The sequence below is a fragment of the Aeromonas sp. 6P genome, assembly GCF_051919525.1.
In the GTDB taxonomy this organism is placed as follows: domain Bacteria; phylum Pseudomonadota; class Gammaproteobacteria; order Enterobacterales; family Aeromonadaceae; genus Aeromonas; species Aeromonas veronii.
This window is the reverse complement of the sequence record NZ_JBQBEO010000002.1, coordinates 3692501-3718295: the sequence shown is the minus strand read 5'-3', so window position 1 is coordinate 3718295 and position 25795 is coordinate 3692501. Positions and strand designations below refer to the sequence as shown.

Genomic DNA, 25795 nt, shown 5'->3' with positions numbered 1-25795 from the left:
CGTACACAAAATTGATGGGGTTGGTTTCAGCATGTTGGGAGGTTGCTGCTGATGATGCGCATTGGTCATGGTTTTGATGTCCATAAATTTGGTGGTGTTGGCCCCTGCATGCTGGGTGGCGTGCCGGTTCCCTACGAGCAGGGGCTGGTTGCCCACTCCGACGGCGATGTGGTGCTGCACGCGGTAAGCGATGCCCTGCTGGGGGCCATCGGTGCCGGTGACATCGGTCGCCACTTCCCCGATACCGCTGCCGAGTTCAAGGGGATCGACAGTCGCATTCTGCTGCGGGATGTCTTTGCCTGGGTACAGCAGGCGGGGTATGCCATCGGCAATCTGGATGTGACCATCATCGCCCAGGCCCCCAAAATGGCGCCCCATATCGACGCCATGTGCGCCGTGCTGGCCGCCGATCTGCAATGTGATTTGAACCGGGTGAACGTCAAGGCGACCACCACCGAACAGCTTGGGTTTACGGGGCGCAAGGAAGGGATCGCCACCGAAGCCGTCGTCCTACTGGTGAAACAATAATGCTGGAACAACTTGCCTATCTGCACGGGGCGCCCACTGCCCGCGGTATCCTCAAGGCCGAGGCCGCCGACTTCGTGGTGAATGAAGATCTCGGCTTCGAGCCTTGCGGTGAAGGGGAGCACATCTTCGTCCGTGTGCGCAAAACCGGCGAAAACACCGCCTGGGTGGCGGGTCTGCTGGCCGATGCGGCCGGTGTCAACCGCAATGCGGTGACCTGGGCGGGCCTGAAAGATCGCCACGCGGTGACCGAGCAGTGGTTCGGCATTCACCTGCCGGGCAAGGGCGAGCCGAACCTCTCCGTCATTGAGAGCGACAGCATCCGGATCCTCGAGGTGAAGCGCCACAACAAGAAGCTGCGGGTTGGCTATCTCAAGGGCAACCACTTCACCCTGCGTCTCACCGGTCTGGAACAGGCCGACGGGCTGGAAGCGCGCCTGCAGGCCATCGCTGCCCAGGGCGTGCCCAACTACTATGGTGAGCAGCGTTTTGGCCGCGATGGCAACAACCTGGAAGCGGCCAAGGCGATGTTTGCCGGCAAGCGGATCAAGGATCGCAACAAGCGCTCCCTCTACCTCTCTGCCGCCCGCAGCATGCTGTTCAACGCCATCGTCAGCGCCCGTATCGGGCAGGGGCTGGCTCATCAGCTGCTGGCCGGTGATTGCGTGATGCTCAAGGGCAGCCACTCCATCTTCAGCGAAGAGAGCGTGACCCCCGAGCTGGAAGCGCGTCTTGCCTCCGGCGACGTGCAGCTCACCGCCCCCCAGTGGGGGCGTGGCCGCCTGGCCAGTCAGGGCGCCGCTGCCGAGTTCGAACAGGGCGTGCTGGCTCCTTATAGCGATTGGTGTGACGGGCTGGAGAAAGCGGGGCTGGATCAGGACAGGCGCCCCCTGCTGCTCAAGCCGGAGCAGATGAGCTGGCAGCTGGACGGCGAGGCGTTGACCCTCTCCTTCTTCCTGCCGGCGGGCGCGTTTGCCACCAGCGTGGTGCGCGAGTTAATGCAGGCCGAAGAGGCCGATCACGGTTTCAGGAATCAAACCGATGCGAATTCTGGTCAGTAATGATGATGGTGTGCATGCCGAGGGCATTCGTGCCCTCAGCGAGGCGCTGCGCGCCTGCGGCGAGGTCATTGTGGTGGCGCCGGATCGCAACCGTAGCGGCGCGAGTCACTCCCTGACGCTGGAAGTACCGCTGCGGGTTACCCGCATTGCAGAAAACGGCTTTAATGGGTGCGAGAGCTATGCGGTGAAGGGGACGCCGACCGACTGCGTGCATCTGGCGGTCAACGAGCTGGTGCGTCCTGAACCCGACATGGTGGTGGCCGGCATCAACCACGGTGCCAACCTGGGGGATGATGTCATCTATTCGGGCACGGTCGCCGCGGCCACCGAGGGGCGCCATCTTGGCTACCCCTCCATCGCCATCTCGCTGGTGGGCAAGACCCACTTCGCCACGGCGGCCCACTATGCGGCCCTGCTGGTGAAGGGGCTGATGAAACACCCCCTGCCTGCCGATCAGATCCTCAACGTCAACGTGCCGGACTTGCCCCTCGAGCAGATCAAGGGGATCAAGACCACCCGCCTTGGCAATCGCCACCGGGCGGAGTCGGTGATCTGCACCGAGGATCCCCGTGGCCAGCCCATCTACTGGATCGGCCCCCCCGGCAGCCAGCAGGATGCCGGTGACGGTACCGATTTTGCTGCCATCGAGCAGGGCTATGTCTCGATTACCCCCCTGACCATCGATATGACTGCCTATGACAGTCTCGCCGGTCTGGGGGCCTGGTTAGATCTGCAGGGATGAGGGTGGTGTGATAGTACAGCGCCTGTTAAATCAGCTCATTGCGCAGGATATTCGCGATTTTCGCGTGCTGGCGACCATCGCGAAAGTGCCGCGCCAGCTGTTTGTGGACGAGGCCATGGCGCACAAGGCGTGGGACAACACCGCCCTGCCCATTGGCCACGGCCAGACCATTTCGCAGCCCTATATGGTGGCGCGAATGACCGAGTTGCTGATGCAAAACAATCCTGCCCATGTGCTGGAGATTGGCACTGGCTCGGGCTACCAGACGGCGATCCTCGCCCATCTGGTGGAGCATGTTTATACCGTGGAGCGGATCAAGTCGCTGCAGTTCCAGGCCAGACGCCGACTGCGCCAGCTCGATCTGCACAATGTCTCGGCCAAGCACGGCAACGGCTGGCTGGGGTGGCCCAACAAGGGGCCTTATGACGCCATTTTGGTGACGGCCGCGGCGAGCGAGATCCCGACGGCACTGACCGATCAACTGGCCGAAAGGGGCCGACTGGTGTTGCCCGTGGGTGACAGCCAGCAGACCCTGCAGCTGATCGAACGATCCGGATCCCAGCTGACCAGCCGTATTCTGGAGCCGGTACGTTTTGTTCCCCTGATTGACGGAGATGTTGAGTGAAGTTGTTTTCCCGTTTGTACGTACTGGTGATGCAGTGGGCTCGCCACAAGCATGCCCCCTGGTATCTCTCCATCACCGCTTTCATTGAGTCGGTGTTTTGGCCGATCCCGGTGGACGTGATGCTGGCACCGATGGCGCTCGCCAAGCCCCACAAGGCGTGGCACTACGCCACGCTGGCTACCGTCTTCTCTGTGTTGGGCGCCCTGTTTGGCTATGCCCTTGGCTATGCCCTGTGGGATCCGGTCGTGCTGCCACTGGTGGAGTCTGTGGGCTATCAGGACAAGATCGAAATCGCTCGCAACTGGTTTGAGCAGTGGGGGATCTGGGTCATTTTCATTGCCAGCTTCACCCCTATCCCCTACAAGGTGTTTACCGTGACGGCAGGGTTGTTGCAAATGGCTCTGCTGCCCTTCATCATCACCTCCCTCATCGGTCGTGGCATGCGCTTTTTCCTGGTTGCGGGCCTGATGCGCTGGGGTGGCGAGAAGATGGAACGCAAACTGATGCACTACGTAGATGTGCTCGGTTGGCTCTGTATTGGTCTGGCCGTGGTGGCCTATTTCTGGTTTAGTCGTTAAGGATCCATTATGCGTTCGCGTATTTGGCAAGGAAGCAGTGTCGTGGTGTTGTCATGGCTGCTGCTTGCCTGCTCCTCCAGTAAAAATGCAGCTCCGGTAGATGGTGTTGATGAGGGGCAGTTTGTCTCGACCATTCCGGCTCGCCAAAGCGGTGCCCAGGTCAGCGCCCCCATTCAGGGCGGCAGCTATGTGGTGAAACGGGGCGATACCCTCTACTCCATCGCCTTCAACTCCGGCAACGATGTGCCGTCGCTGGCCAGCCTCAACAACATCAGCCCGCCCTACAACATCTATCCGGGGCAGCGACTGCGACTCGATGGTTCCAGCGCCAGTGTTGGCAGCAGCCGCAGTGCCGGTACCTATGAGGTGCGCCGCGGCGATACCCTGAGCAGCATTGGCCGCCAGTTCGGCATGACGCCGCAGGCGCTGGCCCAGAGCAACAACCTGAGCGCCCCCTATGCGCTGCAACCGGGTCAGGTGCTCAATGTCCAGACCGCAGGCGGTTCGACCCAGATGGTGGCTGCGACTCGTCCGGCAACCGTGACGCCGGTGGCCGTTAGCCGTCCGAGCAGCGGTCCGCGTCCGTTGGCCGAGCCGAGTGGATCTGGTCAGACCACGCCGTTCATCTCTCAGAAATCCGTTGCTCCGGCAGCACCGAAGGAATACGCTCAGTCCAAAGAACAAAAAATGAACAACTCCCAGTCGAGACTTGCTTGGCACTGGCCCGCAAAAGGCCGGATTGTCGAGGGGTTCTCTGTTGCAGAACAGGGTAACAAGGGGATCGACATAGCCGGCCAGAAGGGGCAACCCGTCTACGCCGCCAGCAGCGGTAAAGTGGTATACGCTGGCAGTGCTTTAAGGGGGTACGGCAAGCTGATTATCCTCAAGCATGATGATGACTATCTCTCCGCTTACGCACACAACGACGAGTTGCGGGTGAAGGAAGGGGACAGCGTCAAGGGGGGCTCGGTCATTGCCAACATGGGTAGCACGGACGCGCCGGATGTGCGATTGCATTTCGAGATCCGGTACAGAGGCAAGTCGATCAATCCGATGAGCTATTTGCCAAAGCGTTAACCCCAGAGAGACCGTCTTACTCTGGTAACGTCAGGGAGACACACCATGAGCCAAGAACAACTGGTAATGCAGGATGCAGAGTTAGAGTTTGACGCTGAACCCGAATCTCACGAGGTAGAAGAGTTGCAGGAGGTAGCCGCCGAGGCGGACGAGACTATCTCCGATGAGTTGCTGGCACCGGAACTGAACAAGGTGATGGATGCCACGCAACTCTATCTGGGGGAGATTGGCTTCTCCCCGCTGCTCACTGCCGAAGAGGAAGTCTACTACGCCCGTCGTGCCTTGCGGGGTGACAAAGCTGCCCGCAAGCGCATGATCGAGTCCAACCTGCGACTGGTGGTGAAAATCGCCCGTCGTTACAACAACCGCGGCCTGGTGCTGCTGGATCTTATCGAAGAGGGCAACCTCGGTCTTATCCGTGCGGTCGAGAAGTTCGACCCCGAGCGCGGCTTCCGTTTCTCCACCTATGCCACTTGGTGGATCCGCCAGACCATCGAGCGGGCCATCATGAACCAGACCCGCACCATCCGTCTGCCCATTCATGTGGTCAAGGAGTTAAACGTTTACCTGCGCACCGCACGCGAACTCTCTCACCGTCTCGATCATGAACCGACCGCCGAGGATATCGCCTTCGCGCTGGATCGTTCGGTGGACGATGTGAATCGCATGCTCAAGCTCAACGAGAAGATCACCTCGGTGGACACCCCCATCGGCGGCGATCGCGACAAGGCGTTGCTGGATGTGCTCTCCGACGAGCGCGGCATGGGGCCTGAGCTGGAGTCACAGGAAGATGATATGCGTAGCAGCATCGTGCACTGGCTGGAGGAGCTCAATCCCAAGCAGCGGGAAGTGCTGGCTCGTCGTTTCGGTCTGCTGGGTTACGAGCCCGCCACCCTCGAGGATGTGGGGGCCGAGATTGGCCTGACCCGCGAGCGGGTACGTCAGATCCAGGTGGAGGGGCTGCGCCGTCTGCGGGAGATCCTGCTGAGCCAGGGGCTCTCCATCGAGGCGCTATTTCGTACCAATTAAGCATCCGCACCAATTAAGCCCGCACCAACGGAATGCGGCATCAGCCAGATAGCACGAGGGGAGCAACAGCTCCCCTCGTTTTTTATTGCCTGTCGTCTGGTGATGGCTTCGCGGTTATACCAGCTCGGCCAGCATGGTGTCGGCGTAGGGCACCAGTGCTTCTCCCTTCTTCACCTTGGTGAGGTAGTCCGGGTTGGCGATAAGCGGACGACCGATGGCCACCAGATCGAAGCGGTTGGCCTCGATGGCCGCAGCGGCGCGCTCGGCGTCGTAGTTGCCCACCCCGACCAGATTGCCCTTGTAGTGGGCGCGCAGATAGTCGGAGGCACGGCCACCCAGATAATCGAAGGTGAGGTTGTCATCAAAGATGCCGAGGTGGATATAGGCCAGCGGGCGATCGTTCAGCTTGCCCAGCAGGTAGTCGAACACGGCGCGATCTTCCGGGCTGCCCGCCAGATGGACATAGGCACCCGGGGAGAGGCGAATACCAACCCGATCACCGCCGATGCGGGCGCTGATGGCATCGACCACTTCCAGCGCGAAGCGGCTGATCTTTTCCGGGCTGCCACCATAGTTGTCGGTGCGCAGGTTGGTGGAGTGGTGCAGGAACTGGTCGATCAGGTAGCCGTTGGCACCGTGGATCTCCACCCCGTCAAAGCCCGCCTCGATGGCGTTGGCAGCGGCCTGGGCGTAATCCTGCACCAGCTGGGCGATTTCCACCTCGGTCAGGGCACGCGGCACCTGATAGGTCAGCTCGCGCATGCGGGGCACAGTGCCCTCGTGCGCCACGGCAGAGGGGGCCAACACTTCAGCCTGATGGAAGAAGGGGTGGGAGAGGCGACCGACGTGCCACAGCTGGGCGAAGATCTTGCCGCCCTTGGCGTGCACTGCGCTGGTGACTTTCTTCCAGCCATCGATCTGCGCCTGGGTGAAGAGGCCCGGGGTATTGGGGTAGCCCTGCGCGTCGGGGCGGATGATGACGGCCTCTGAAACAATCAGGCCGATGTCGGCGCGGCGGCCGTAATAGGCTGCCATCTGCTCGGTCGGCACCAGACCTGGGCCTGCCATGCAGCGGGTGAGCGGGGCCATCATGAAACGGTTGGCCAGGGTCAGAGTGTCATTGAGTCGATACGGCTGAAACAGGGTATTCATGATAGGTTGTCCTGAACGGGTTATTCTTGAACGTGCATTCAAGACGTTTTTTGCGTCGGGCGCAAGCTTTTTTTGAATGCGCGTTCAAGAAGGTTGGCCCGAGCGGGCGGCTGGGGTAAACTTGCCGCCCTTTCCAGCCACTCTTTATCGGCGGGCCCTGTTGCCCCTTGCCGGTGAACCATTTCCCACGGGAGGAACCATGCGCATAGCCGAGTTTGATCGGGACGAGGTACTGCGAAATGCCATGGAAGCGTTTCGCGCCAAGGGATATGCCAAGACCACCATGCAGGAGCTGGTGGCTGCCACCGGCCTGCACCCGGGCAGCATCTACGGTGCCTTTGGCAACAAGCGCGGCCTGCTGCTGGCGGCGGTGGATCACTATGTCGAGGACAAACGCACCCTGCGCCGCACCCTGCTCGACAACCCGAGCCCGCTGGCGGGCCTTGCGGCCTATCTCGACCGGATTGTGGGGGAGGCGCTTTGCGGCTCCTGTCTGGTGACTCGCACCATGATGGAGCTGAGCGAGCAGGATGAGGAGCTGACCCAGCGGGTCAAGGGGATCTATGGCGAGCTGGAGCAGGATCTGGCCGAGTTGCTGACCCAGGCGCAGGCCAAGGGTGAGCTGGCCCCGGATAGCAATATCCACACCCTCACCACACTGCTGCTGATCAACCTGCAAGGGCTGGTCACCTTCGCCCAGTGCCGCCCCGATCGCCCCCTGCTCGACGACGTGGTTGCCCAGCTGATGCGGGCCCTGCGGGCGTAACGCGATATCGCAGAAACAACAGTGGCTCCCTCGGGAGCCACTGTTGTTTCTGGTTTCAGCCCTTCCTCGGCTTTTCCATCAATCTTTGATGCCAGACGCCGCGGTCTTACCTCGGCCCCACCAGCTCCTTCATCAAATCTTTCAGCCATACCAGCGCGGGTTGCTGGGCGTGCACGGGGTGCCAGACGCAGTTGAGGTGATAATCGGGCACGTCTGCGGGCAGCGGCAGGCTTTTCAGCGGCCAGTGGGTGGCGAGCAGCTCGGCCACCATGCTGGGCAGCACCAAGAGGTGATCGCTCTGGCTGACGATGGCGGCGGCGGACATATAGCTCTGGCTGTTGACCGAGATGGTGCGGCTAAAGCCCTGACTTTTCAGATAGCGGTCGAGGCTCGCCTCCGAGGTACCCAGCGGCGAGTGGAACACGTGGGGCATGACGATCAGCTGCTGCAAGGTGATGCGCTCCATCCATTGGGAGGGGTCATCCTCGGCACCGGCGGGGGCCGATTTGGCAATGGGCAGATCGGCGCGCACCAGTCCGGCCAGCGGCTCGGTGAGCCAGGTCTCCTTGCCCAGATACCCCGGCACCTGCATGTATTCGTCAAAGCCCAGCACCAGATCGATCTCGCCGCTTGCCAGTTCCGCCTCCGGCAGGGTGTCGCGCAGGATGCGGATCTCGATGGTGACCCCGGGCGCCAGCCGTCTGAGGCGCTGAATAAGCGGCGGGATCAGCACGCACTCCACGTAATCTGTGGTGCAGAGCACGAAGCGCCGCTTCGACTGGCTCGGCTCGAACTCTTCTTCCTCGGTGAGCTGCTGCTCCAGCAGCCGCAGCGCCTGCTGCACCCCGAGGTGCAGCCGCTGGGCGCGCGGGGTCGGCAGCATCCCCTGCGGGGTGCGTACCAAAAGCGGGTCACCGAGAAAGGTGCGCAGCCGGTTAAGGGAGTGGCTCATGGCGGGCTGGCTGATAAAGAGCGCTTCGGCGGCGCGGGTGACGCTGCCCTGCGTCATCAGGGCGTCAAACGCGAGCAGCAGATTGAGGTCGAGCTGGTGCAGTTTCATGGGGGGATTATTCGCCGTGTTTATGGGACAATCCATCCTATTCATTTGATGGATGGGGGCGCAACGTCTTAATCTGCGACCCACTCTTATTTTTCCGGGTTCCCGCGCCGCATCTGGCGTAAACGGGGGCCTCAATCCATGCAAGGAGCCTTGCGATGAGCATCAAGACCATTAACTCCACGCCGGCCGCCGACGGCTTCACCATGCCCGCCGAGTGGGCGCACCAGCAGGCCGTCTGGATGATCTGGCCGTTTCGCCCGGACAACTGGCGCGTAGCCGGTCGCTTCGCGCAAGAGACCTTCGCCAAGGTGGCCGATGCCATCGGTGGTGCTACCCCGGTCTTTATGGGGGTGCCAGCCCAGTTTATGGAGCAGGCCCGCGCCATCATGCCCGCCCACGTCACTCTGGTTGAAATGAACAGCGATGACTGCTGGGCCCGCGATACCGGCCCCACCATCGTTACCAACGCGGCCGGCGAGTGCCGTGGGGTGGATTGGGGCTTCAACGCCTGGGGCGGTCACAAGGGTGGTCTCTACTACCCGTGGAATCAGGATGAAGAGGTCGCAGCCCAGATGCTGACCCAGCACGGCATGGCTCGTTACGACGCGCCGCTGATTCTGGAAGGGGGCTCCATCCATGTCGATGGCGAAGGCACCTGCCTGACCACCGCCGAGTGCCTGCTCAACGAAAACCGTAACCCGCACCTGACCAAAGAGCAGATCGAAGCTTACTTACGCGACTATCTGGGCGTCACCAGCTTTATCTGGCTGGACGAAGGCGTCTACATGGATGAAACCGACGGCCACATCGACAACATGTGCTGCTTCGTGCGTCCGGGTGAAGTGGCCCTGCACTGGACTGACGACCAGAACGATCCCCAGTACGCCCGCTCCGTGGCCGCTCTCAAGGTGCTGGAAGCGGCGGTCGATGCCAAGGGTCGCAAGCTGAAAGTGTGGAAGCTGCCCCAGCCGGGCCCGCTGTTCTGCACTGAAGAGGAGTCTGCCGGTGTCGAGAGCGGCAGCGGTGTGCCGCGCGAGGCAGAAGGCCGTCTGGCCGGTTCCTATGTGAACTTCCTTATCACCAATGATCGCATCGTCTACCCGCTGCTGGATGCCGCCACCGATGGCGAAGCCCAGCGCATTCTGGAAGAGATCTTCCCGGAGCACACCGTGATCGGCGTACCGGCCCGCGAGATCCTGCTGGGCGGTGGCAATATTCACTGCATTACTCAGCAAATCCCCTCAGGGAAATAAGAACCGGTTCCTGCTGGTATTCAAAACCCCACTCAGTGGGGTTTTATCCCTTGATAGTGTGATGGTCGCAGGCGCTGATGCGGCGATCATCATGACAAACAGTCACCCTTTTACAGGAGATCCTAAATGATCGAAGTGACCGAGGTTTCCATTGCCGAGCTGCGTGCCGCGCTCGAATCAGGCCGCACCACAGCGGTCGAACTGGTCAAGGCCTATCTGGCTCGGATCGAGGCTTACAACGGCCCCGAGACTGCCACCAAACTCAACGCCGTGGTGGTCGCTAATCCCGATGCGCTGAAAGAGGCCGAGGCTTCCGATGCCCGCCGTGCCCGTGGCGAGACCCTGGGGCCGCTCGACGGCATCCCCTACACCGCCAAAGACAGCTATCTGGTCAAGGGGCTGACCGCCGCTTCCGGCAGCCCGGCCTTCAAGGATCTGGTGGCCCAGCGCGATGCCTTTACCGTTGAGCGCCTGCGCGCCGCCGGTGCCATCTGCCTAGGCAAAACCAATATGCCGCCGATGGCCAATGGCGGCATGCAGCGCGGCGTCTATGGCCGTGCCGAGAGCCCCTACAACGCCGACTACCTGACCGCGCCGTTTGCCTCCGGCTCCTCCAACGGCGCCGGTACCGCCACCGCCGCCAGCTTCTCCGCCTTCGGTCTCGCCGAAGAGACCTGGTCGAGCGGCCGTGGCCCTGCCTCCAACAACGGTCTGTGTGCCTACACCCCGTCCCGTGGCGTCATCTCGGTGCGCGGCAACTGGCCGCTGACCCCGACCATGGACGTGGTGGTGCCTTATGCCCGCACCATGGCCGATCTGCTGGAAGTGCTGGATGTAGTAGTGGCCGACGATGCCGACACCCGTGGCGATCTGTGGCGCATGCAGCCCTGGGTGCAGCTGCCCAAGGCCTCCGAGGTGCGTCCGGCTTCCTATCTGGAGCTGGCTGCCAAGGCCGATGCCCTCAAGGGCAAGCGCCTCGGCGTGCCGCGCATGTTTATCAACAAGGATGAACTGGCCGGCACCAGCGAAAACCCCGGCATCGGCGGCCCGACCGGTCAGCGCATCCATACCCGCGAGACCGTGATCGCCCTCTGGGAAGATGCGCGCAAGGCGCTGGAAGCCGCTGGCGCCGAAGTCATCGAAGTGGACTTCCCGCTGGTCTCCAACTGCGAAGGGGACCGACCCGGCGCGCCGACCGTGTTCAATCGCGGCATCGTGAGCCCGGAGTTTCTCAACGACGAGCTGTGGGAGCTCTCCGGCTGGGCGTTTGACGACTTCCTGCGCGCCAACGGCGATCCCAAGCTGAATAAATTGGCGGACGTGGATGGGCCGAAGATCTTCCCCCACGATCCGGGCACATTGCCGAATCGCGAGGGCGATCTGGCGGCGGGCATGGACGAGTACGTCAATATGGCCAAGCGCGGCATCAAGCGCTTTGACGAGATCCCCACAGTGCCGGACGGCCTGCGCGCTCTGGAGAAGACCCGCAAGCTGGATCTGGAGGAGTGGATGGACGGGCTCAAGCTCGACGCCGTGCTGTTCCCCACAGTTGCCGACGTCGCCCCGGCTGATGCGGATGTGAATCCGGCCTCCGCCGATATCGCCTGGAGCAACGGCATCTGGGTTGCCAACGGCAACCTCGCCATTCGCCACCTCGGTGTTCCGACCGTCACCGTCCCCATGGGCGTGATGGCCGATATCGGTATGCCGGTGGGGCTGACCTTCGCCGGTCGCGCCTATGACGACAACAACCTGCTGCGCTTCGCCTCGGCCTTTGAGTCCACCGGCAGCAAGCGTATGGTGCCGCCACGGACGCCGCCGTTGGTTTGATTGCTGTTGTGAGTTAAATATCTCGGGTTCATTCTGAGATAATGAAAAAACCACCCGTTATACGGGTGGTTTTTATATAGATATTTCATGCCTATTAATTTTGATGTATAAGGTTTTTTATTGCTCATTTATTAATTTTTTTAGTATCCGCTTAGGGTTGAATACTAGAGGGCCTATTTTATATTCCACTAATGATATTGCACCATCGAATAAATTCAATCTGTCATTTTGTAAACTTTCCAATAAAGATATTTTTTCTTTCGCTGATTGTAATTGTTCTTGTAATTTACCATTAGAGATATTTTGAAGCTCTATGATAGAGCTCTTAATATCACATTGTTGAGTAAAAAACATTACTTGTTGCTGTAGAGATTGAATAAATATTTTTGATTCAATGTCATTTTTTATTTGGTTTACTGGAATATGATCTGAATAAGGAAGTGATAGGTATAAATACAAGGCTTTTTCTATATTTTCTTTAAATGCACTTTCATCGTTTTTAGTAATGGTTAGAAAAGTGTATCCTTCTTTGTTTTCAGTCGATACGTCAGCATTAATCCCAATATGTTTCAGTAGTTCGCCGAACCATAAAACATATTGGGAACAGATTACTTCATAGCCGATTGGGAATTTGAAAATTTTAACTATCAATTCTGATTTTACGTTCATTAATAGTTCTTTTTCTAACTCTATTAGTTTTAATCTTGCTACATGTGCAAAACGTTCAATCTCATCAATAATATTACCATTTTCAATAACGTCCTTAACTTCAAAAATTAATCCATAGCCATCATCATCAATTAAGTCGACACTTTCACAAAAACCAGTGAGCTTTGACTCATAGTGTTGCGATATATATGCTGGTGGGACAAGTTCAGACCAATCCTTGTAATTGAAAACCAAGGAGTATTCTACTTCTATGTGATTTTTCTTTTTGTTTAACACAACCATTTCTAAATATTTAAATGACTGTGATTTATAGTTGTCAGAGATCATCAAACGATCAGGGAAAGAATCTACAGTTATATCTGATAATTTGTTTATGACATATCCTTTATCTCTTGGCTCCCAAATATAACTGTATTCATTGGTTTCTTTTTTGCTGATGGATGTGAGTAAATTGCCATCTAGGTAGATCTGCAAGGTATCATCAATATGTTCAAAAGTGATGCTCAACTTTGAATCTCCAATAATAAGTTTAATACTGTATTAGTTAGTATAATCTTTCTTTTGGGTTAGATTGAAGCCCATTTTTATATATCAGGCCGTAGGTTCGAATAGCGAAGCGTATTCGGACGATCGCGAACAGGTCGTGGCCGATAAGCAGGTGATATTCAGAGTTTCCTGTTGGCCTTGCCATGACTCGATGCTCGGCGGTATGCGAACGATTACGCTGCGCTAATCGACCCTACATTATGTGGCTTATTGTTACCTCCCCCCTCATCCCCAGCCCTTCTCCCGCAAGGGGAGAAGGGGGCAAATATGCTCCGCTGATTGTGCGTTGGCTCTGTGGTGCGGGTGAATATGAGTGGCTTGGAATTGGCACGGGCCATCCCCTCTCCCTCGGGAGAGGGCTAGGGTGAGGGGCTGCTATCTGTGTTGTCGTTTCGTTTTGAGCCTTTACCTCTCTCCACCTCCCGCACCGTCGATCGCCATATTGGTCGTGGCTCGTCGCCGATTCCCCCCTGATTTTTCTGCATTCCCCCAGACTTCACCTTCTCTTCACACAACCTCATTTTCCCCTCACAAATCCCCCGTATCTTCTGCCCACTGCTTAAAAGGCCCGGCTTGCCACAGGGGTGGCGAGGGGGCGGTTGGTTCGAGGGAGCAAGATGATGAAAGGTTGGATGAAGTGCGGATTGGCCGGGGCCGTGGTGCTGATGGCGAGTTTCTGGGGTGGCAGCGTGCGGGCGGCGGGGATCGAGCTCAAGCAGGTGAGTGGCCCTGTCTATGTGGTGGAGGACAACTACTACGTCAAAGAGAACTCCATGGTCTATTTCGGGGCCAAGGGGGTGACGGTGGTGGGGGCGACCTGGACGCCGGATACCGCCCGCGAGCTGCACAAGCTCATTAAACGGGTCAGCAGCAAGCCGGTGCTGGAGGTGATCAACACCAACTACCACACCGACCGGGCGGGCGGTAACGCTTACTGGAAGTCCATCGGGGCCAAGGTGGTGGCGACGCGCCAGACCCGGGATCTGATGAAGAGCGACTGGGCCGAGATTGTCGCCTTTACCCGCAAGGGGCTGCCGGAGTATCCGGATCTGCCGCTGGTGCTGCCCAACGTGGTGCACGATGGCGACTTCACCCTGCAAGAGGGCAAGGTGCGCGCCTTCTACGCGGGCCCGGCCCATACGCCGGACGGCATCTTTGTCTACTTCCCTGACGAGCAGGTGCTTTATGGCAACTGCATCCTCAAGGAGAAGCTGGGCAACCTGAGCTTTGCCAATGTGAAGGCCTATCCGCAGACCATCGAGCGGCTTAAAGCGATGAAGTTGCCGATCAAGACGGTGATTGGCGGTCACGACTCGCCGCTGCATGGCCCCGAGCTGATTGATCACTACGAGGAGCTGATCAAGGCGGCGCCGCAGTCATAGCCGCTGCGCGACAGACTGGCAGCAAGCCTTGCCATCGCTGCAATCAGCAGCCATAACGGCACACCACAAAACGCCCGCTTTCAGGAAATAAGCGGGCCTTTTGCGTTTGCGGTTTTTTTGGTGGCTGTGAGTGCGTGGCATTAACGCTGTTCAAGGGAGGGAGGCTTTCATAAGATGGCCCTCTCTCTTTTCCCTGAAAGTTATCCATTTTCGTTATGCAATACGCCTCTCTCGCGCGCCTCAAGCAGGCTTTTATCACCGGGATGTGGGCCTCGCTGGTCAGCATCGTTATCGGCTTCGCCTTCAAGGTGTGGCTGGCGCAGTGGGTCGCCAAGGGGGAGCTGGCGCTGTTTAACAGCGTGGTGGATTTGATCTCCCTCTCTTTTATCCTGATGACAGGTTTTCGCTCATCCATGGTGGTGAGCTACTCCCAGACCAAAAACGATCGGGACATCATCAATATCTTTCGCTACTTCCTCATCGGCATCGTGCTGCTCACCTGGGGGGCGGTGATCCCCTATATCAAGCACGGGCTCCATATCCGGGTGGAGTATCTGCAACTGGTGGGGGTCATTTTCGGGCTGGGGCTCAAGGTCTACTTCACCAATCTGGTGGCCATGTACCGGATGTATGAGCTCTCCAACCGGGTCACCTGGCTGGAGCCGCTGGCCAATGGCCTGCTGTTTATGGCTTGTTACTTTGGGTTCGGGATGGATGCGCTCCCTTCGCTCTTTTATGGGCTGACCTTCTCGTCGCTCGCTATCGCCGGTTATATGTATGTTTCGCGCCGTCGGGCTATCGCCACCAAGCCGCTGGCCAAGGTGGCGCTCGGCCCCGAGATGGTGAGCTATGTGAAGAAGAGCTTTACCGCCTCGCTGGAGGCGGGGGCCAGTATCCTGATGATCTACATCACTGTGTTGCTCACCATCCGCCACTTCAGCATCGATGAACTGGGGGATTTTCAGGTGGTGGTGCGCCCCATCTTCACCTATATGACCACCTTGTTTGTCTTCCCCATCTACCGCTTTGTGCTGCCTGAGCTGGCGGTCAATCTGCGCAACGGCGATCACCGCCAGATAAGGCTGATCCGCCGCTGGATCTTCAGTCTCTCCGCCATCGTCAGTCTGGCGTTCTTTGGCTTGATGCTGCTGGCGGGCAAGCCGCTGGTGTTGCTGTTCTTCCCCGCCGACTACGTGGGGGCGGTGCCCGTGCTGTTCCACTTCTCCATCTTCTTTATCTTTATGATGCTCAACGGCTATCAGCTCGCCTATATCAAGGCTCACGGTCACTTTACCCAGAGCTTGCTGATCCGGCTGGCTGGCATAGTGGCGCTGGTTGCCGCCTACTATCTGGTGGCCGAATTCACCGCCAACGTGGTGGCGATTATCGTGGCGCTGGGGCTTGGCTATATGGTGATGTTTATTCTCTCGACCCTGGCGGAGCGGCAGATCTTGCGATCCCTGCCACTGGTGCTGGCAACCCGTTAGGGGATCACTCGCCAAGAGCAGGCTCCTGTCAGATAACAAAAAACGCCCGTGCGGGCGTTTTTTTATTGGCGGTGCTGGGCGGCTTAGCGTTTGCCCTTGCCACCCTTGTTGCCAGCGAGAGCCTGCTTTCTGGCGCGCTGCTTCTGGGCCGCCTTGCTGTTGCGGCGCGGTTCGGGCTCAAAGCGGGTGAGATCCGGCTCAAAGCCGGGGAACCACTGCTGGGGCAAGCGGGTGTCGAGCACAGCTTCCACTTTCTCCAACAGCGGCGCATCTTCCGGGCTGAACAGGGTAATGGCGAGCCCCTTGTTGCCGGCGCGGCCGGTGCGACCGATACGGTGGACGTAATCCTCCGCCACAAACGGGAACTCGAGGTTAATCACGTAGTTGAGATCGCTGATATCGAGGCCGCGGGCTGCCACATCGGTGGCAACCAGTGCCTGCAGGGTGCCGGCGCGAAACTCCAGCAGCACCTTCTCCCGCGCGCTTTGCGACAGATCGCCGTGGAAGGCCAGCGCATTGATTCCCGCCTTGCCAAGCTGCTGGGCCAGCTTGTCCGCCCCCTGACGGGTGCGGCTGAAGATGAGGGCCGGTGCCCACCCTTTCACTTTCAGCATGTGTTCGACCAGCGCCAGCTTGCGATCGCTATCCACCGTGTAGACCCGCTGCTCTACCTCAGCCGCCGTGGTGTTGCGAGGTGCCACTTCAATCAGCTCGGGGTCACGCAGCAGCACCTTGCAGAGGGCAAACAGGTTGTCGTCGCAGGTGGCGGAGAAGAGCAGGGTCTGTCGATCCGCCGGGATCTGTTTGAGCAGCGCCTTGATCTCGTCCATAAAGCCCATGTCGAGCATGCGGTCCGCCTCGTCAAACACCAGATGGCGCAGGCTATCCAGGCTCAATGCCCCCTGACGCAGATGGTCGAGCAGGCGGCCCGGGGTGGCGATCAGGATATCCACCCCGGCTTGAAGCGCCTCGACCTGCGCCGCAATACTCACCCCGCCGTAGACCTGCGTGCTGGTGAGACCTGTCCCCTGGCCGTAGCGCGCGACACTCTCGGCAACCTGCACCGCCAGCTCGCGGGTCGGCACCAGCACCAGCGCGCGGATCGGGCGCAGGGACGCCATTTGCGGCTGTGCCAGCAACTGCTCCAGCAGCGGCAGCACAAAGGCGGCGGTCTTGCCGGTGCCGGTCTGGGCGCCTGCCATCAGATCCCGCCCCGCCAGAATGACGGGGATGGCGCGAGCCTGAATGGGGGTCGGTGCGGCATAGCCGAGTTCGCTCAGGGTCTGCTGTAGACGGGGGGAGAGGGCCAGTTCGGCAAAAGAGGTCGTGGACATAGAAGGCACCAGTCGGGGTTATCGCGGCCTGCGGCCACGATGCAGTGAGTGATCGTGGCCGCGATGGTAACAGAAGCTGGGGGAGCGGCAGAAGGCGGCTATGCCTCTGCGTCGTCCGGCAACGGGCGGATCAGCCGGATCTTTTTGCCCTCGTAGCAGGCGATGTTGTGCTTGCCGTGCTGTTTGACGTGGTAGAGCAGTTCGTCGGCCAGATGCACTGCCTCGGTGACGGTGAGATAGTCACGAATGCGGATCACCCCGGCGGAGAAGGTGATGGGGGTGGGCAGCTCGGGGATCCCCAATGGGCGATCCAGCAGGCGGCCAGCGGAGTGGATCATCATCTCGTCATCCTCCATCCCCTTGAACAGCACGATAAACTCCTCGCCGCCCCAACGGATGGCGCTGTCCACCTTGCGGATATTGCTTCTGAGATGGCGGGCAAAGGCGACCAGTGCCAGATCCCCGACGCCATGGCCATAGGTGTCGTTGATCGACTTGAAGTTGTCGATATCGAGGATCATCAGGTAGTCGTGCTCATGGAGCAGGCTCTGGCAGAGCACATCCCGACGTGGCAGCCGGGTCAGGTGGTCGGTGTGCGCCAGGGTGCGCAGCCGCAGGTAGATCTGCTTCCAGGCCACCATGCCCAGCAACAGCACGATGAGATAGACCTTGAAGGCCGCACTTTGCAGGGCCAGCTTGACGAAATCGAACCAGCTGTAGGACCACTTCAGATAGAGATCATCCCCCGCCTTGGTGCGCATAAAGGGTTTGCTCAGGCAGAGATGTCTCGGGCGGCAGGGCTCGGCGGCTTCAAACGATATGTTGGTGCGGGTCGGATTGATGGTATCGAAGGGTCGCAGCACATCGTTAAATGCTTCATCGACGGCGATGTCGATACCGAGCAGTCCGTATTTGTAACCGCCGCGCCCCGACTGATGAATGAAGGGGAAGTACATCACTATGGTGTTGCGCATGCTGAAGCTGTCGATCTCGATATCGGAGACAAAGGCTTCATCGGTGCTGCACAAGGGGCGGCCGGGGGCAAAGCTGGCGCAACCGAAGTAGTGATACCAGGCGGGCAGTGTCATCAGATCCACCTTGATCGGCGCCAGTCTGGTGGGCAGCACATTGTTGTCGGCCACCATGCCGATCAGCCGGTAGTCATTCCAGATGGTGTAGATGTTGATCACCTCCGGGTAGGAGAGGGCATAGCGGAAGGTGTTGAGGAGATTGGCGGCCGGGTATTGCAGCGGAATATCGGCAAAGCGGTATTTGCTTTTGAGGTCATACCCGTAGAGATAGTCGCTGCCGACGCTATTCGGGGGCGGTGGCTGATCGAGCAGATGGTGTTGTGCCAGATAGCTGGTGATGTTCTCCACCTTGAGGATCTTGGCTCGCTGGTAGAAGACCTCGAACACGTTCTTCTGTCTGGCGGTGATGAGATCCATGTCGTGCTGGATAGTGAGATAGGTGTAGTAGAAGACAGTGCCCAGCCCGGTCAGGGCGAGCAGGGCCAATCCGGCCACTTTGACGATGAACTGGCGAGCAAACGCGGATGGCCAGCGCAAGGCTGGGGGATTACCTGAAAATAAGGTCATAGGTGTCTGGGTGCAGTACCGATAGGGGCGCGGGCGCCATACGGGCAAAGTATACGCGAAGGAAATCCCGACAGGATCCACCGACAAACCTTGCCAGAAGCTGAAGCCCTCACCACTTATTTATCCCTACTCCACAATCAGCACGCTCTCGCTGGCCAGATGGTGCAGCCACTCCCTGACGATCAGCAGCACGGCCGCAAAGTGCTCGTCGCGGGGCAGCAAGCTGGCAGCGAGGGGATCCCCTTCCGCCATGGCGGCCAGCTGGCCAAAGGCTTGCTCCACCAGATCCCGGTCGAGCTGGTTGTCCCCCAGCGCTTCGGCCAGCGATGGCTGGCTGCGCAGGGTCAGCTGCAAGCCGGGCGGGATCTGCGGGGCGATGCGCATCAGCTCATCTTCCACCACCATGATGGCCCGCTCCAGTTCGAGCGGGGTGGGTGGCGCGTGGCGAAACGGTCCGGGCTGGATGGCGTGGGTGCCAAAGGCCAGCGGGTAGTGTGACGGGGCCGCATCTGGCTGGCTCAGCCAGAGCTGACTGCTCTGTTCACCAATCTCCAGCAGCAGGGTCATCATCTCCGGTGCGGGTTGTGTCATGGTGCTGAGCTCCTGTATTGTAAACGTTTTTCTGTTCTGCCTTTGATACCCCCGCCGCCGACGTTTGGCGAGCACAATTTCTGCGAGTCGTCCCTCACTTTGTTGCAAACCCCTTGCAAAAAAATCCATTGGTGGCAGTCTGGATGTCTAAATGGCTGTTGCCGTTTCGTTATCCTCAGATGATTCAGGAGTTCAGATATGGATATTCGCACCGCTCCCCGCGCCATTGCGCTCGCCCTCATGCTGGCAAGCGGCATCGCCGCCGCCAACGAAGCGCTGGTGATCCAGACCGATTTCGGCCTCAAAGATGGCGCCGTGTCGGCCATGAAGGGGGTTGCCTTCGGGGTGGATCGCACCCTGCCGCTCTATGACCTGACCCACGAGATCCCGGCTTACAACATCTGGGAAGCCTCCTACCGCCTCTACCAGACCCTGCAGTATTGGCCCAAGGGCACAGTGTTTGTCAGCGTGGTGGATCCGGGGGTCGGCACCGAGCGCAAATCAGTAGTGCTCAAGACCAGGAGCGGCCACTACATCGTGACTCCGGACAACGGCACTTTGACCCTGGTGGCCGAGCACTTCGGCATCGAGGCGGTGCGCCAGATTGACGAGAAACTCAACCGCCTCAAGGGCTCCGAGAAGTCCTACACTTTCCATGGCCGCGATGTGTACGCCTATACCGGCGCACGGCTCGCCTCCGGCGCCATCAGCTATGAGCAGGTCGGCCCGCTGCTGCCCGCCGAAGTGGTGAAGATCCCCTATCAGCCTGCGGTAGCCGAGAAAGATGGCACCCTCAAGGGCACCATCCCGATCCTCGATGTGCAGTACGGCAACGTCTGGACCAATATCGACGATGCCCTGCTGACCAAGGCGGGGATCAACAAGGGGGATAACGCCTGCATCAAGATCCGCGAAGGGGATGTGGTCAAATATGACGGCAAGGCCCCTTACGTCAGCAGCTTCGGCGATGTGCCGGAAGGTCAGCCGCTGGTCTACCTCAACAGCCTGCTGCAGGTGTCGGTGGCGCTGAACATGGACAGCTTTGCCGCCAAACATCAGGTGCAATCCGGCGCCAACTGGCATATCAGCCTGAAGAAGTGCTCCTGAAGATTGTCGGGCTTTCGACAAGCGGGTTTGAAGCAAGAGAGGGCAGCCAAAGAGGCAGCCCTCTCTCATTGGGTGGTAAGGCGTTGCGGATAAGGAGTTGTTGTCAAAAAGCATATTAATTGAATGCAATTGATAATGATTGGTATTTGGTTGGATAATCGCGCACTTGTCTGACCACTCAACCATACCGAATGAAAACCAGCCTCTTACTGCTCAGCCTGCTGGCTCTGACCGCATGCAATGACAATCACAGCAATACGTCGGTGGCCCCCTCACCCGAGGTGACCCCGCCGGTCGTCAAGCCGACCGAACCGCCCATCACTCCGCCAATAGTACCGCCGGAAACTCATACCCGGGTTCCTCTGACCATTGAGGTCAATGTGGCTGATCGACTGGGGGCGGGAGCACAGCTTGAGGTGAGACAGGTCGCCACCGGGATCCGCGTGCAACAGGCCATCGAACCGGGCCAGCTTGCCCGCATCACCTTGCCTGAAGGTCTGCAACTGGATCAGCCGCTGGAGCTGCTTGGCAGCGACGAGGGCTATCTGCTGCGAGCGGTATCGGTGCGGGTGGTGGATCTCTCGGCCGGGATCACGCTGGCACGCCGCAACAGCGTGCCGCGGCTGGGGTTGAACGAGGAGGAGACGGCACTCTTCCTGCTGGCGGATCAGAGCGGGGATGGTTCCCTCAGTCAGGCCGAGTGGGGTAGAGCAGAGGAGATCCGCCTGCAGCAACAGGCTGTTATTCAGGATTACGCAGCCTTCCTGCTGGCCCAGCGCCAGCCGGGCGCCGTGCTCGACTATGCCGACAGCTGGCAGATGCTGTTGGCCCTGCGTGATGACAAGCAGGCGCGGAGCTGGTATCAGCGCAGCAACAGTGCCCAGATCCAGTCCGCCCGTACCCAGCTCTATCCCGCCAACCCCAGCCAGCCGGACGAGCCGGAGACGGCAGATCTGCTGCGCCTCGATGAGCAGGGGCAGCTGGTGGTGCGTAGCCCCTGGCAGTGCCTGCACGATGTGCGCCCAGTCAGCGGGGTCAAGGGTAGCCAGTACTGGCTGTATGGCAGTGACACCAGTGCGTTGAAGGTTGCCAGCCAGCCACAACTGGCTGCGGGGCTGACCGCTTGCGGCCGCAGCGACTGGCGCCTGCCGACCCTCACCGAGTTCGAACGGCTGCTGAGCAGTGACAAGTCGGCATGGCGCTATCCCAATACCTTTGCTGTTGGCCTGCCCGCCCAGACCTGGCTGCAGGATGGTGCGGGTCAACCCCGTCTCTATCAACTGGCGACCCGAACCTGGCTGGATGAGGGAGAGGGGAGTCTGCTCTGGTATGCGCTGGCACCCTATCCGGTGCGCCCCTCCGTGGTGCGCGACAGCCGCAAGCCGGACATGGCGGTTCTGCGCGCCCAATATAGCGGTTCATCGGCCCAATGGCCTGCCGCCCGGGTGGATGAAGGAGTGGAATGGCAGGAGCTGGGGCCGCTGCCGGCGGTTCCCTTCCCGGCCGACAACCCCTATAGCCGGGCCAAGGTGGTGCTGGGTCAGCAGCTCTTTTTCGACAAACAGCTCTCCAAGGGGCGGGATATCAGCTGTGCCAGTTGCCACGATCCGCAAAAGGGGTGGAGCGACGGCCTGAGCGTCTCGGTCGGTCATCTGGGCCAGAAGGGGAATCGCAACGCTCCTTCCATCCTCAACAGCGCCTTCAGCTCGACCCAGTTCTGGGATGGGCGGGTCGCCACGCTGGAGGAGCAGTCGCTTCACCCGATCCAGAACCCCATCGAAATGGCGCTGAGTCATGACGAACTGCTGGCCCGCTTGCAGGCCAGCCCCGACTATCAGGCTGCTTTTGCCACCGCCTTTGGCGATCAGGGGATCACGCTGGAGCGGATCGCCAAGGCGATCGCCACCTTCGAACGCACCATCATCAGCCGAGACAGCGATTTTGAGCGCTTCGTCAAAGGGGATAGTCAGGCACTCAGTGACAAGGCGCTGTGGGGGATGCACCTCTACCGCACCGATGGCCGCTGCATGAACTGCCACTCCGGCCCGCTGTTGAGTCAGCACGGGTTCGAGAGTGTGGGGCTCACCTATTACGGTCGTGGCAAGCTGGAAGATCGCGGGCGCTTCCTGCAGACCCGCAACAAGGCAGATATCGGTCGCTTCAAGACCCCCAGCTTGCGGGACGTCGCCTTTACCGGCCCCTATATGCACAACGGCATCTTCCCGATCCTGGCCCAGCGTATCGGCAGCTCGGTGCAGGGGGTGGTGGCCATGTACAACTTTGGCGTGACCAAGTGGAGCAGCGGGGTCGGCTTCCCGACCGGTGCGGACCAATATGATCCCTTCTTCCCCAAAGCCTCCGATCACCTGCATGCCCTTGGCCTCAGCAATGACGAACTCGATGCCATCGGCGAGTTTTTGCGCAGTGCTTCGGCCGAGCCGCGCCGCACTCCGGCCACGGTTGCTGATCTGCGGGTGAGTGAGGCGGATGACCCTACTCCGGTGGGAGCGGTGATCACCGGCTTGGCCGTGCTGCCTGCCCAGCCTCAGCTGGAAGTGGGGCGGACGCTTCCTCTGCAACTGCAGTGGCAACTGAGCGATGGCTCTCTCGGCCCGCTCGATGGGCCTGTTGAGTGGCGCAGCGAACAGCCGGAGTTCGCTACCGTGAGTCCGCAGGGCGAGGTGCGCGGTGTGGCGGTCGGTACAGCACGACTGGTGGCGACCACGGCTCGTCACACGTTGACCGTGACGGTGCAGGTGGTGGATGCCCAGCCCGATTTTGCCCGGGGCTGTCGTCAACCCGAGCTGGTGGCGGGCAAGCTGGCCTTTGTCTGCCAGCTGACCAGGGACGAGGCGGAGCGTCTGTCTATCTCCTATGACGGTGTGAGCAGTGACAGCGATGGCGACTACAATCCCTTCCCGCTGGAGTATGTGACCATGGGTCAGGCGCGGGCGCGGGATTACTGCCAGCAACTGGTGGCACACGGTCATGATGACTGGCGTCTGCCGACCCGGGCCGAGCTGGAGGTGCTGTTTGCCGCCTACAACAAGGATGGCGCGACGGATCAGTTGCTTCAGCAGCAGGGGTGGCCGCTCTACAACCGCTACTGGAGCAGCGATGCAACTGCCAATGACGATGGTGAGCTGCCGTTGCTCGATCTGAGTACTGGTGATCCGCTGTGGGATCTGGTGGATGAAGCTCATGCCGCCACGTGCGTCAGGGCCATCTAGCCTTCATATAGAGTCAGATGAAAAACGGGCGCCTCGGCGCCCGTTTTGTTCTCTGGTAATAAAGAAAGGGCTCAGAACTCGTTGGAGAGCGCCTTGTACCCTTTGACCAGATCGATATTGGTGTGGGCCACGTCCTCGGAGAACTCGGCGGCATCTACCGAAACCCGCGGGATATGGGTCAGATCGCTCTGCTGGTTGATGCGGGTGGTGGAGGGGACGTAGAACTCCGGCGGCAGATCGCAGCCATCGATCACCGAGTTGTGACGCACCACGGCACCGTCACCGATATGGCAGTTGAACAGCACGCTGTTGAAGCCGATAAAGACCCGGTTTCCCACTTCGCACGGTCCGTGGACGATGGAGCGGTGGGCGATGGAGGTGTACTCGCCGATGGTGACGGCGGCGCCGGATTTGGAGTGGATCACCACCCCGTCCTGGATATTGGAGTTGGCGCCGATGACGATGGGTTCCATATCTCCACTCTCATCCACCTCGTCGGCACGGATCACCGCATAGGGGCCGACAAAGACATTCTCTTTGATGATCACCTTGCCGCAGATGATGGCGGTCTTGTCGATATAGGCGGATTCGTCGATGACAGGCAGATGGCCGGAGGGATTCTTGCGGATCATGTTACATCCTGTGGTTGCTTGAAATGATGCGGTGGCGCACCCGGCGCCAGGATGCCAGCTTACGCCTCGTTATTATCCGGTGAAACCCCGAAGTGGTCTGACCCTTGTCGCAAGCCTTGGCGGGAGCACTGTTTCCGCGCGCTGGAATATGGGAGCATTGCAGCCATTCCCGAGTTGGTTGAAATGGATATATATAGATGAAGAAGATGATTGCCCTGCTGGCGGGTGGTTTGTTGCTCTCCTCGGCCGCACAGGCCAAAGGGGAGGCGGGAGAGTTTGATTATTACGCCATGGCGCTCTCCTGGTCGCCCGAGCACTGCGCCGTCAAACCGGCGGATCGGGACCAGTGTTCCCGCAAGCTGGGCTTTGTGCTGCATGGTCTTTGGCCCCAGTACGATCGCGGTTACCCCAGCAACTGCACTCGCGAACGGCTCGATCCCGATATGGAGAGCGAGTTTGCCGACCTCTACCCCAGCCGTTTCCTCTATCGCCATGAGTGGGAGAAGCACGGTACCTGCTCCGGCTTGAGCCAGCAGGCCTTCCATCAGCTGGCAAGCGATCTGCGCCAGAAGGTGAAGATCCCGGCGGCTTATCAATCCCCGGAAGAGCCGCTGCGCAAAACCAGCTTCCAGCTCAAGGCCGATCTGGCTAGCGCCAACGAGTGGCTGGCCCCCGACAACATCACGGTGGCTTGCGCCGATGGTGGCCGCTTCCTGCGGGAGATCTACATCTGCGTCAATAAAGAGGGGACGGATGCGGTCACCTGCTCCGCCGAGATGCAAAAGCGCGAGCGCCGCTCCTGCGGTCAGCCGGACTTCCTGCTGCGCAGCGTGCGTTAAGCCTCCACTCTCTCCATCGGGCCCCTTGCGGGCCTGATGTGTAACCACGGTTATCGGAAAGGAGTCTGACAGATGGATGGCAACAACCGGTTTGGCCCGCAAGAACGGGCAATGTTGCTCGGGGTGAAAGGGGTAGGGCCGACCGTTATCGGGCGGCTCGAACAGCTGGGCTACCATACCCTGGCCGGATTGGCCGAGGCCGACACCACCCATATCGTCCAGCTGGTGGCCAGCATGTTGGGCTCGACTTGCTGGCAGAACAGCCCGCAGGCGCGCAGTGCCATCGACGGTGCCATTGCGCTGGCCCGCGCACATCTGGTGGCGGACGCTGCAAAAGGGGTGAATGGATGAGCCTCTTTAGCGAACTGGGGATACGTTATCCCATTATTCAGGCGCCGATGGCCGGTGTGCAGGGTAGCGAGCTGGCGCTGGCCGTGACCCGTGCGGGCGGCTTGGGCTCCTTGCCTGCCGCCATGCTCACATCAGCGAAGCTGCGCAGCGAACTGGGGCGCCTTGCCCAAAGTGGCCTTGGGCCATTTAACATCAACTTCTTCTGCCATCGGCAACGGGAACCTGATCCCGTTGCACTGGCCCGCTGGCAGCAGTGCCTTGTTCCCTACTACGCCGAGTTCGGCATACTTCCCCCAGCGGTCACGATGGCGCCAAGCCGTGCACCTTTCAA

The 25795-nt window shown here is 59.8% G+C and carries 24 protein-coding genes (1 of these 24 only partly in view); 17 read left to right on the top strand and 7 right to left on the bottom strand.

The annotated features are described in order from the left end of the window. The first annotated feature begins 51 nt into the window (after window positions 1-51). The 7 genes from ispF to rpoS are packed head-to-tail and all read left to right on the top strand — an operon-like array spanning window position 52 to window position 5637. Window positions 52-528 (top strand): 2-C-methyl-D-erythritol 2,4-cyclodiphosphate synthase, encoded by a 477-nt coding sequence (ispF, locus tag ACTG2J_RS17105; RefSeq protein WP_439989311.1) that lies wholly within the window; start codon window positions 52-54, stop codon window positions 526-528. Continuing rightward, window positions 528-1586: a tRNA pseudouridine(13) synthase TruD gene (truD, locus tag ACTG2J_RS17100; RefSeq protein WP_439989312.1), complete on the top strand. Its 1059-nt coding sequence runs from the start codon at window positions 528-530 to the stop codon at window positions 1584-1586. The genes ispF and truD overlap by 1 nt, the downstream gene beginning before the upstream one ends. Then, a complete protein-coding gene (gene surE, locus ACTG2J_RS17095; protein WP_040068372.1) occupies window positions 1567-2328 on the top strand; it encodes a 5'/3'-nucleotidase SurE in 762 nt (253 codons plus the stop codon). The genes truD and surE overlap by 20 nt, the downstream gene beginning before the upstream one ends. A gap of 7 nt (window positions 2329-2335) precedes the next feature. Further along, window positions 2336-2953 (top strand): protein-L-isoaspartate(D-aspartate) O-methyltransferase, encoded by a 618-nt coding sequence (locus ACTG2J_RS17090; protein ID WP_439997702.1) that lies wholly within the window; start codon window positions 2336-2338, stop codon window positions 2951-2953. Then, a complete protein-coding gene (locus ACTG2J_RS17085; protein WP_005354505.1) occupies window positions 2950-3531 on the top strand; it encodes a YqaA family protein in 582 nt (193 codons plus the stop codon). The genes ACTG2J_RS17090 and ACTG2J_RS17085 overlap by 4 nt, the downstream gene beginning before the upstream one ends. Before the next feature lie 9 nt (window positions 3532-3540). Beyond that, window positions 3541-4608 carry a LysM peptidoglycan-binding domain-containing protein gene (locus ACTG2J_RS17080; protein WP_267513309.1) on the top strand — a complete coding sequence of 356 codons (1068 nt, stop codon included), beginning with the start codon at window positions 3541-3543 and terminating at the stop codon, window positions 4606-4608. Window positions 4609-4653: 45 nt separating this feature from the next. After that, on the top strand, window positions 4654-5637 hold the full coding sequence (gene rpoS / locus ACTG2J_RS17075; protein WP_005335504.1) for an RNA polymerase sigma factor RpoS: 984 nt from the start codon (window positions 4654-4656) through the stop codon (window positions 5635-5637). 114 nt (window positions 5638-5751) lie between these two features. On the opposite strand, the gene ACTG2J_RS17070 is transcribed toward rpoS, so the two are convergent. Beyond that, window positions 5752-6789: an alkene reductase gene (locus ACTG2J_RS17070; RefSeq protein ID WP_439997700.1), complete on the bottom strand. Its 1038-nt coding sequence runs from the start codon at window positions 6787-6789 to the stop codon at window positions 5752-5754. Between the two features lie 199 nt (window positions 6790-6988). On the opposite strand from ACTG2J_RS17070, the gene ACTG2J_RS17065 reads away from it, so the two are divergent. Next, complete coding sequence (locus ACTG2J_RS17065; protein ID WP_439989314.1) at window positions 6989-7555, top strand: TetR/AcrR family transcriptional regulator; 567 nt, start codon at window positions 6989-6991, stop codon at window positions 7553-7555. Between the two features lie 106 nt (window positions 7556-7661). Here the strand turns inward: ACTG2J_RS17065 and ACTG2J_RS17060 are convergent, their stop codons facing one another. After that, window positions 7662-8615, bottom strand: a complete 954-nt coding sequence (locus ACTG2J_RS17060) for a LysR family transcriptional regulator (RefSeq protein WP_113739763.1) — start codon at window positions 8613-8615, stop codon at window positions 7662-7664. A gap of 155 nt (window positions 8616-8770) precedes the next feature. Here ACTG2J_RS17060 and aguA point away from each other — a divergent pair, with 155 nt between their 5' ends. Both aguA and ACTG2J_RS17050 read left to right on the top strand, forming a co-directional pair. Further along, window positions 8771-9868 (top strand): agmatine deiminase, encoded by a 1098-nt coding sequence (gene aguA, locus ACTG2J_RS17055; protein ID WP_439997699.1) that lies wholly within the window; start codon window positions 8771-8773, stop codon window positions 9866-9868. 126 nt (window positions 9869-9994) lie between these two features. Further along, window positions 9995-11698 carry an amidase gene (locus ACTG2J_RS17050; protein ID WP_439997698.1) on the top strand — a complete coding sequence of 568 codons (1704 nt, stop codon included), beginning with the start codon at window positions 9995-9997 and terminating at the stop codon, window positions 11696-11698. 117 nt (window positions 11699-11815) lie between these two features. Here ACTG2J_RS17050 and ACTG2J_RS17045 read toward each other — a convergent pair whose 3' ends face one another. After that, window positions 11816-12874 carry a hypothetical protein gene (locus tag ACTG2J_RS17045; RefSeq protein WP_439989315.1) on the bottom strand — a complete coding sequence of 353 codons (1059 nt, stop codon included), beginning with the start codon at window positions 12872-12874 and terminating at the stop codon, window positions 11816-11818. A 656-nt stretch (window positions 12875-13530) separates the two neighbouring features. Here ACTG2J_RS17045 and cphA point away from each other — a divergent pair. Continuing rightward, entirely contained in the window at window positions 13531-14295 is a 765-nt protein-coding gene (gene cphA, locus ACTG2J_RS17040) for a CphA family subclass B2 metallo-beta-lactamase (RefSeq protein ID WP_081043470.1), read from the top strand. A gap of 215 nt (window positions 14296-14510) precedes the next feature. Continuing rightward, a complete protein-coding gene (locus ACTG2J_RS17035) occupies window positions 14511-15782 on the top strand; it encodes a hypothetical protein (RefSeq protein WP_439989316.1) in 1272 nt (423 codons plus the stop codon). 83 nt (window positions 15783-15865) lie between these two features. Here the strand turns inward: ACTG2J_RS17035 and ACTG2J_RS17030 are convergent, their stop codons facing one another. From ACTG2J_RS17030 to ACTG2J_RS17020, 3 genes are all read right to left on the bottom strand, one after another. Then, window positions 15866-17116 carry a DEAD/DEAH box helicase gene (locus tag ACTG2J_RS17030; protein ID WP_439989317.1) on the bottom strand — a complete coding sequence of 417 codons (1251 nt, stop codon included), beginning with the start codon at window positions 17114-17116 and terminating at the stop codon, window positions 15866-15868. Window positions 17117-17214: 98 nt separating this feature from the next. Further along, window positions 17215-18684: a GGDEF domain-containing protein gene (locus ACTG2J_RS17025; protein WP_439989318.1), complete on the bottom strand. Its 1470-nt coding sequence runs from the start codon at window positions 18682-18684 to the stop codon at window positions 17215-17217. A 156-nt stretch (window positions 18685-18840) separates the two neighbouring features. Continuing rightward, window positions 18841-19305: a hypothetical protein gene (locus tag ACTG2J_RS17020; RefSeq protein ID WP_439989319.1), complete on the bottom strand. Its 465-nt coding sequence runs from the start codon at window positions 19303-19305 to the stop codon at window positions 18841-18843. Window positions 19306-19503: 198 nt separating this feature from the next. Between ACTG2J_RS17020 and ACTG2J_RS17015 the strand changes: the two genes are divergently transcribed. Both ACTG2J_RS17015 and ACTG2J_RS17010 read left to right on the top strand, forming a co-directional pair. Further along, window positions 19504-20412, top strand: coding sequence for an SAM hydrolase/SAM-dependent halogenase family protein (locus ACTG2J_RS17015; RefSeq protein ID WP_019446189.1), 909 nt, complete (start codon window positions 19504-19506; stop codon window positions 20410-20412). A gap of 191 nt (window positions 20413-20603) precedes the next feature. Continuing rightward, a complete protein-coding gene (locus ACTG2J_RS17010; protein ID WP_439989321.1) occupies window positions 20604-23642 on the top strand; it encodes a cytochrome c peroxidase in 3039 nt (1012 codons plus the stop codon). Between the two features lie 71 nt (window positions 23643-23713). Here the strand turns inward: ACTG2J_RS17010 and ACTG2J_RS17005 are convergent, their stop codons facing one another. Then, complete coding sequence (locus ACTG2J_RS17005; RefSeq protein ID WP_005335471.1) at window positions 23714-24274, bottom strand: gamma carbonic anhydrase family protein; 561 nt, start codon at window positions 24272-24274, stop codon at window positions 23714-23716. Window positions 24275-24471: 197 nt separating this feature from the next. Between ACTG2J_RS17005 and ACTG2J_RS17000 the strand changes: the two genes are divergently transcribed. The 3 genes from ACTG2J_RS17000 to ACTG2J_RS16990 all read left to right on the top strand — a co-directional run. Then, the gene (locus tag ACTG2J_RS17000) at window positions 24472-25113 is read left to right on the top strand and encodes a ribonuclease T2 family protein (protein WP_439989322.1); all 642 of its coding nucleotides are present in this window, start codon (window positions 24472-24474) and stop codon (window positions 25111-25113) included. 72 nt (window positions 25114-25185) lie between these two features. After that, a complete protein-coding gene (locus ACTG2J_RS16995; RefSeq protein ID WP_113739754.1) occupies window positions 25186-25464 on the top strand; it encodes a helix-hairpin-helix domain-containing protein in 279 nt (92 codons plus the stop codon). Further along, a protein-coding gene (locus tag ACTG2J_RS16990) for an NAD(P)H-dependent flavin oxidoreductase (protein ID WP_113739753.1) crosses the window boundary here: on the top strand, window positions 25461-25795 show its beginning. 712 nt of this gene lie beyond the right edge of the window; the window shows 335 of its 1047 coding nt (coding positions 1-335); it begins with the start codon at window positions 25461-25463; the stop codon falls past the right edge of the window. The genes ACTG2J_RS16995 and ACTG2J_RS16990 overlap by 4 nt, the downstream gene beginning before the upstream one ends.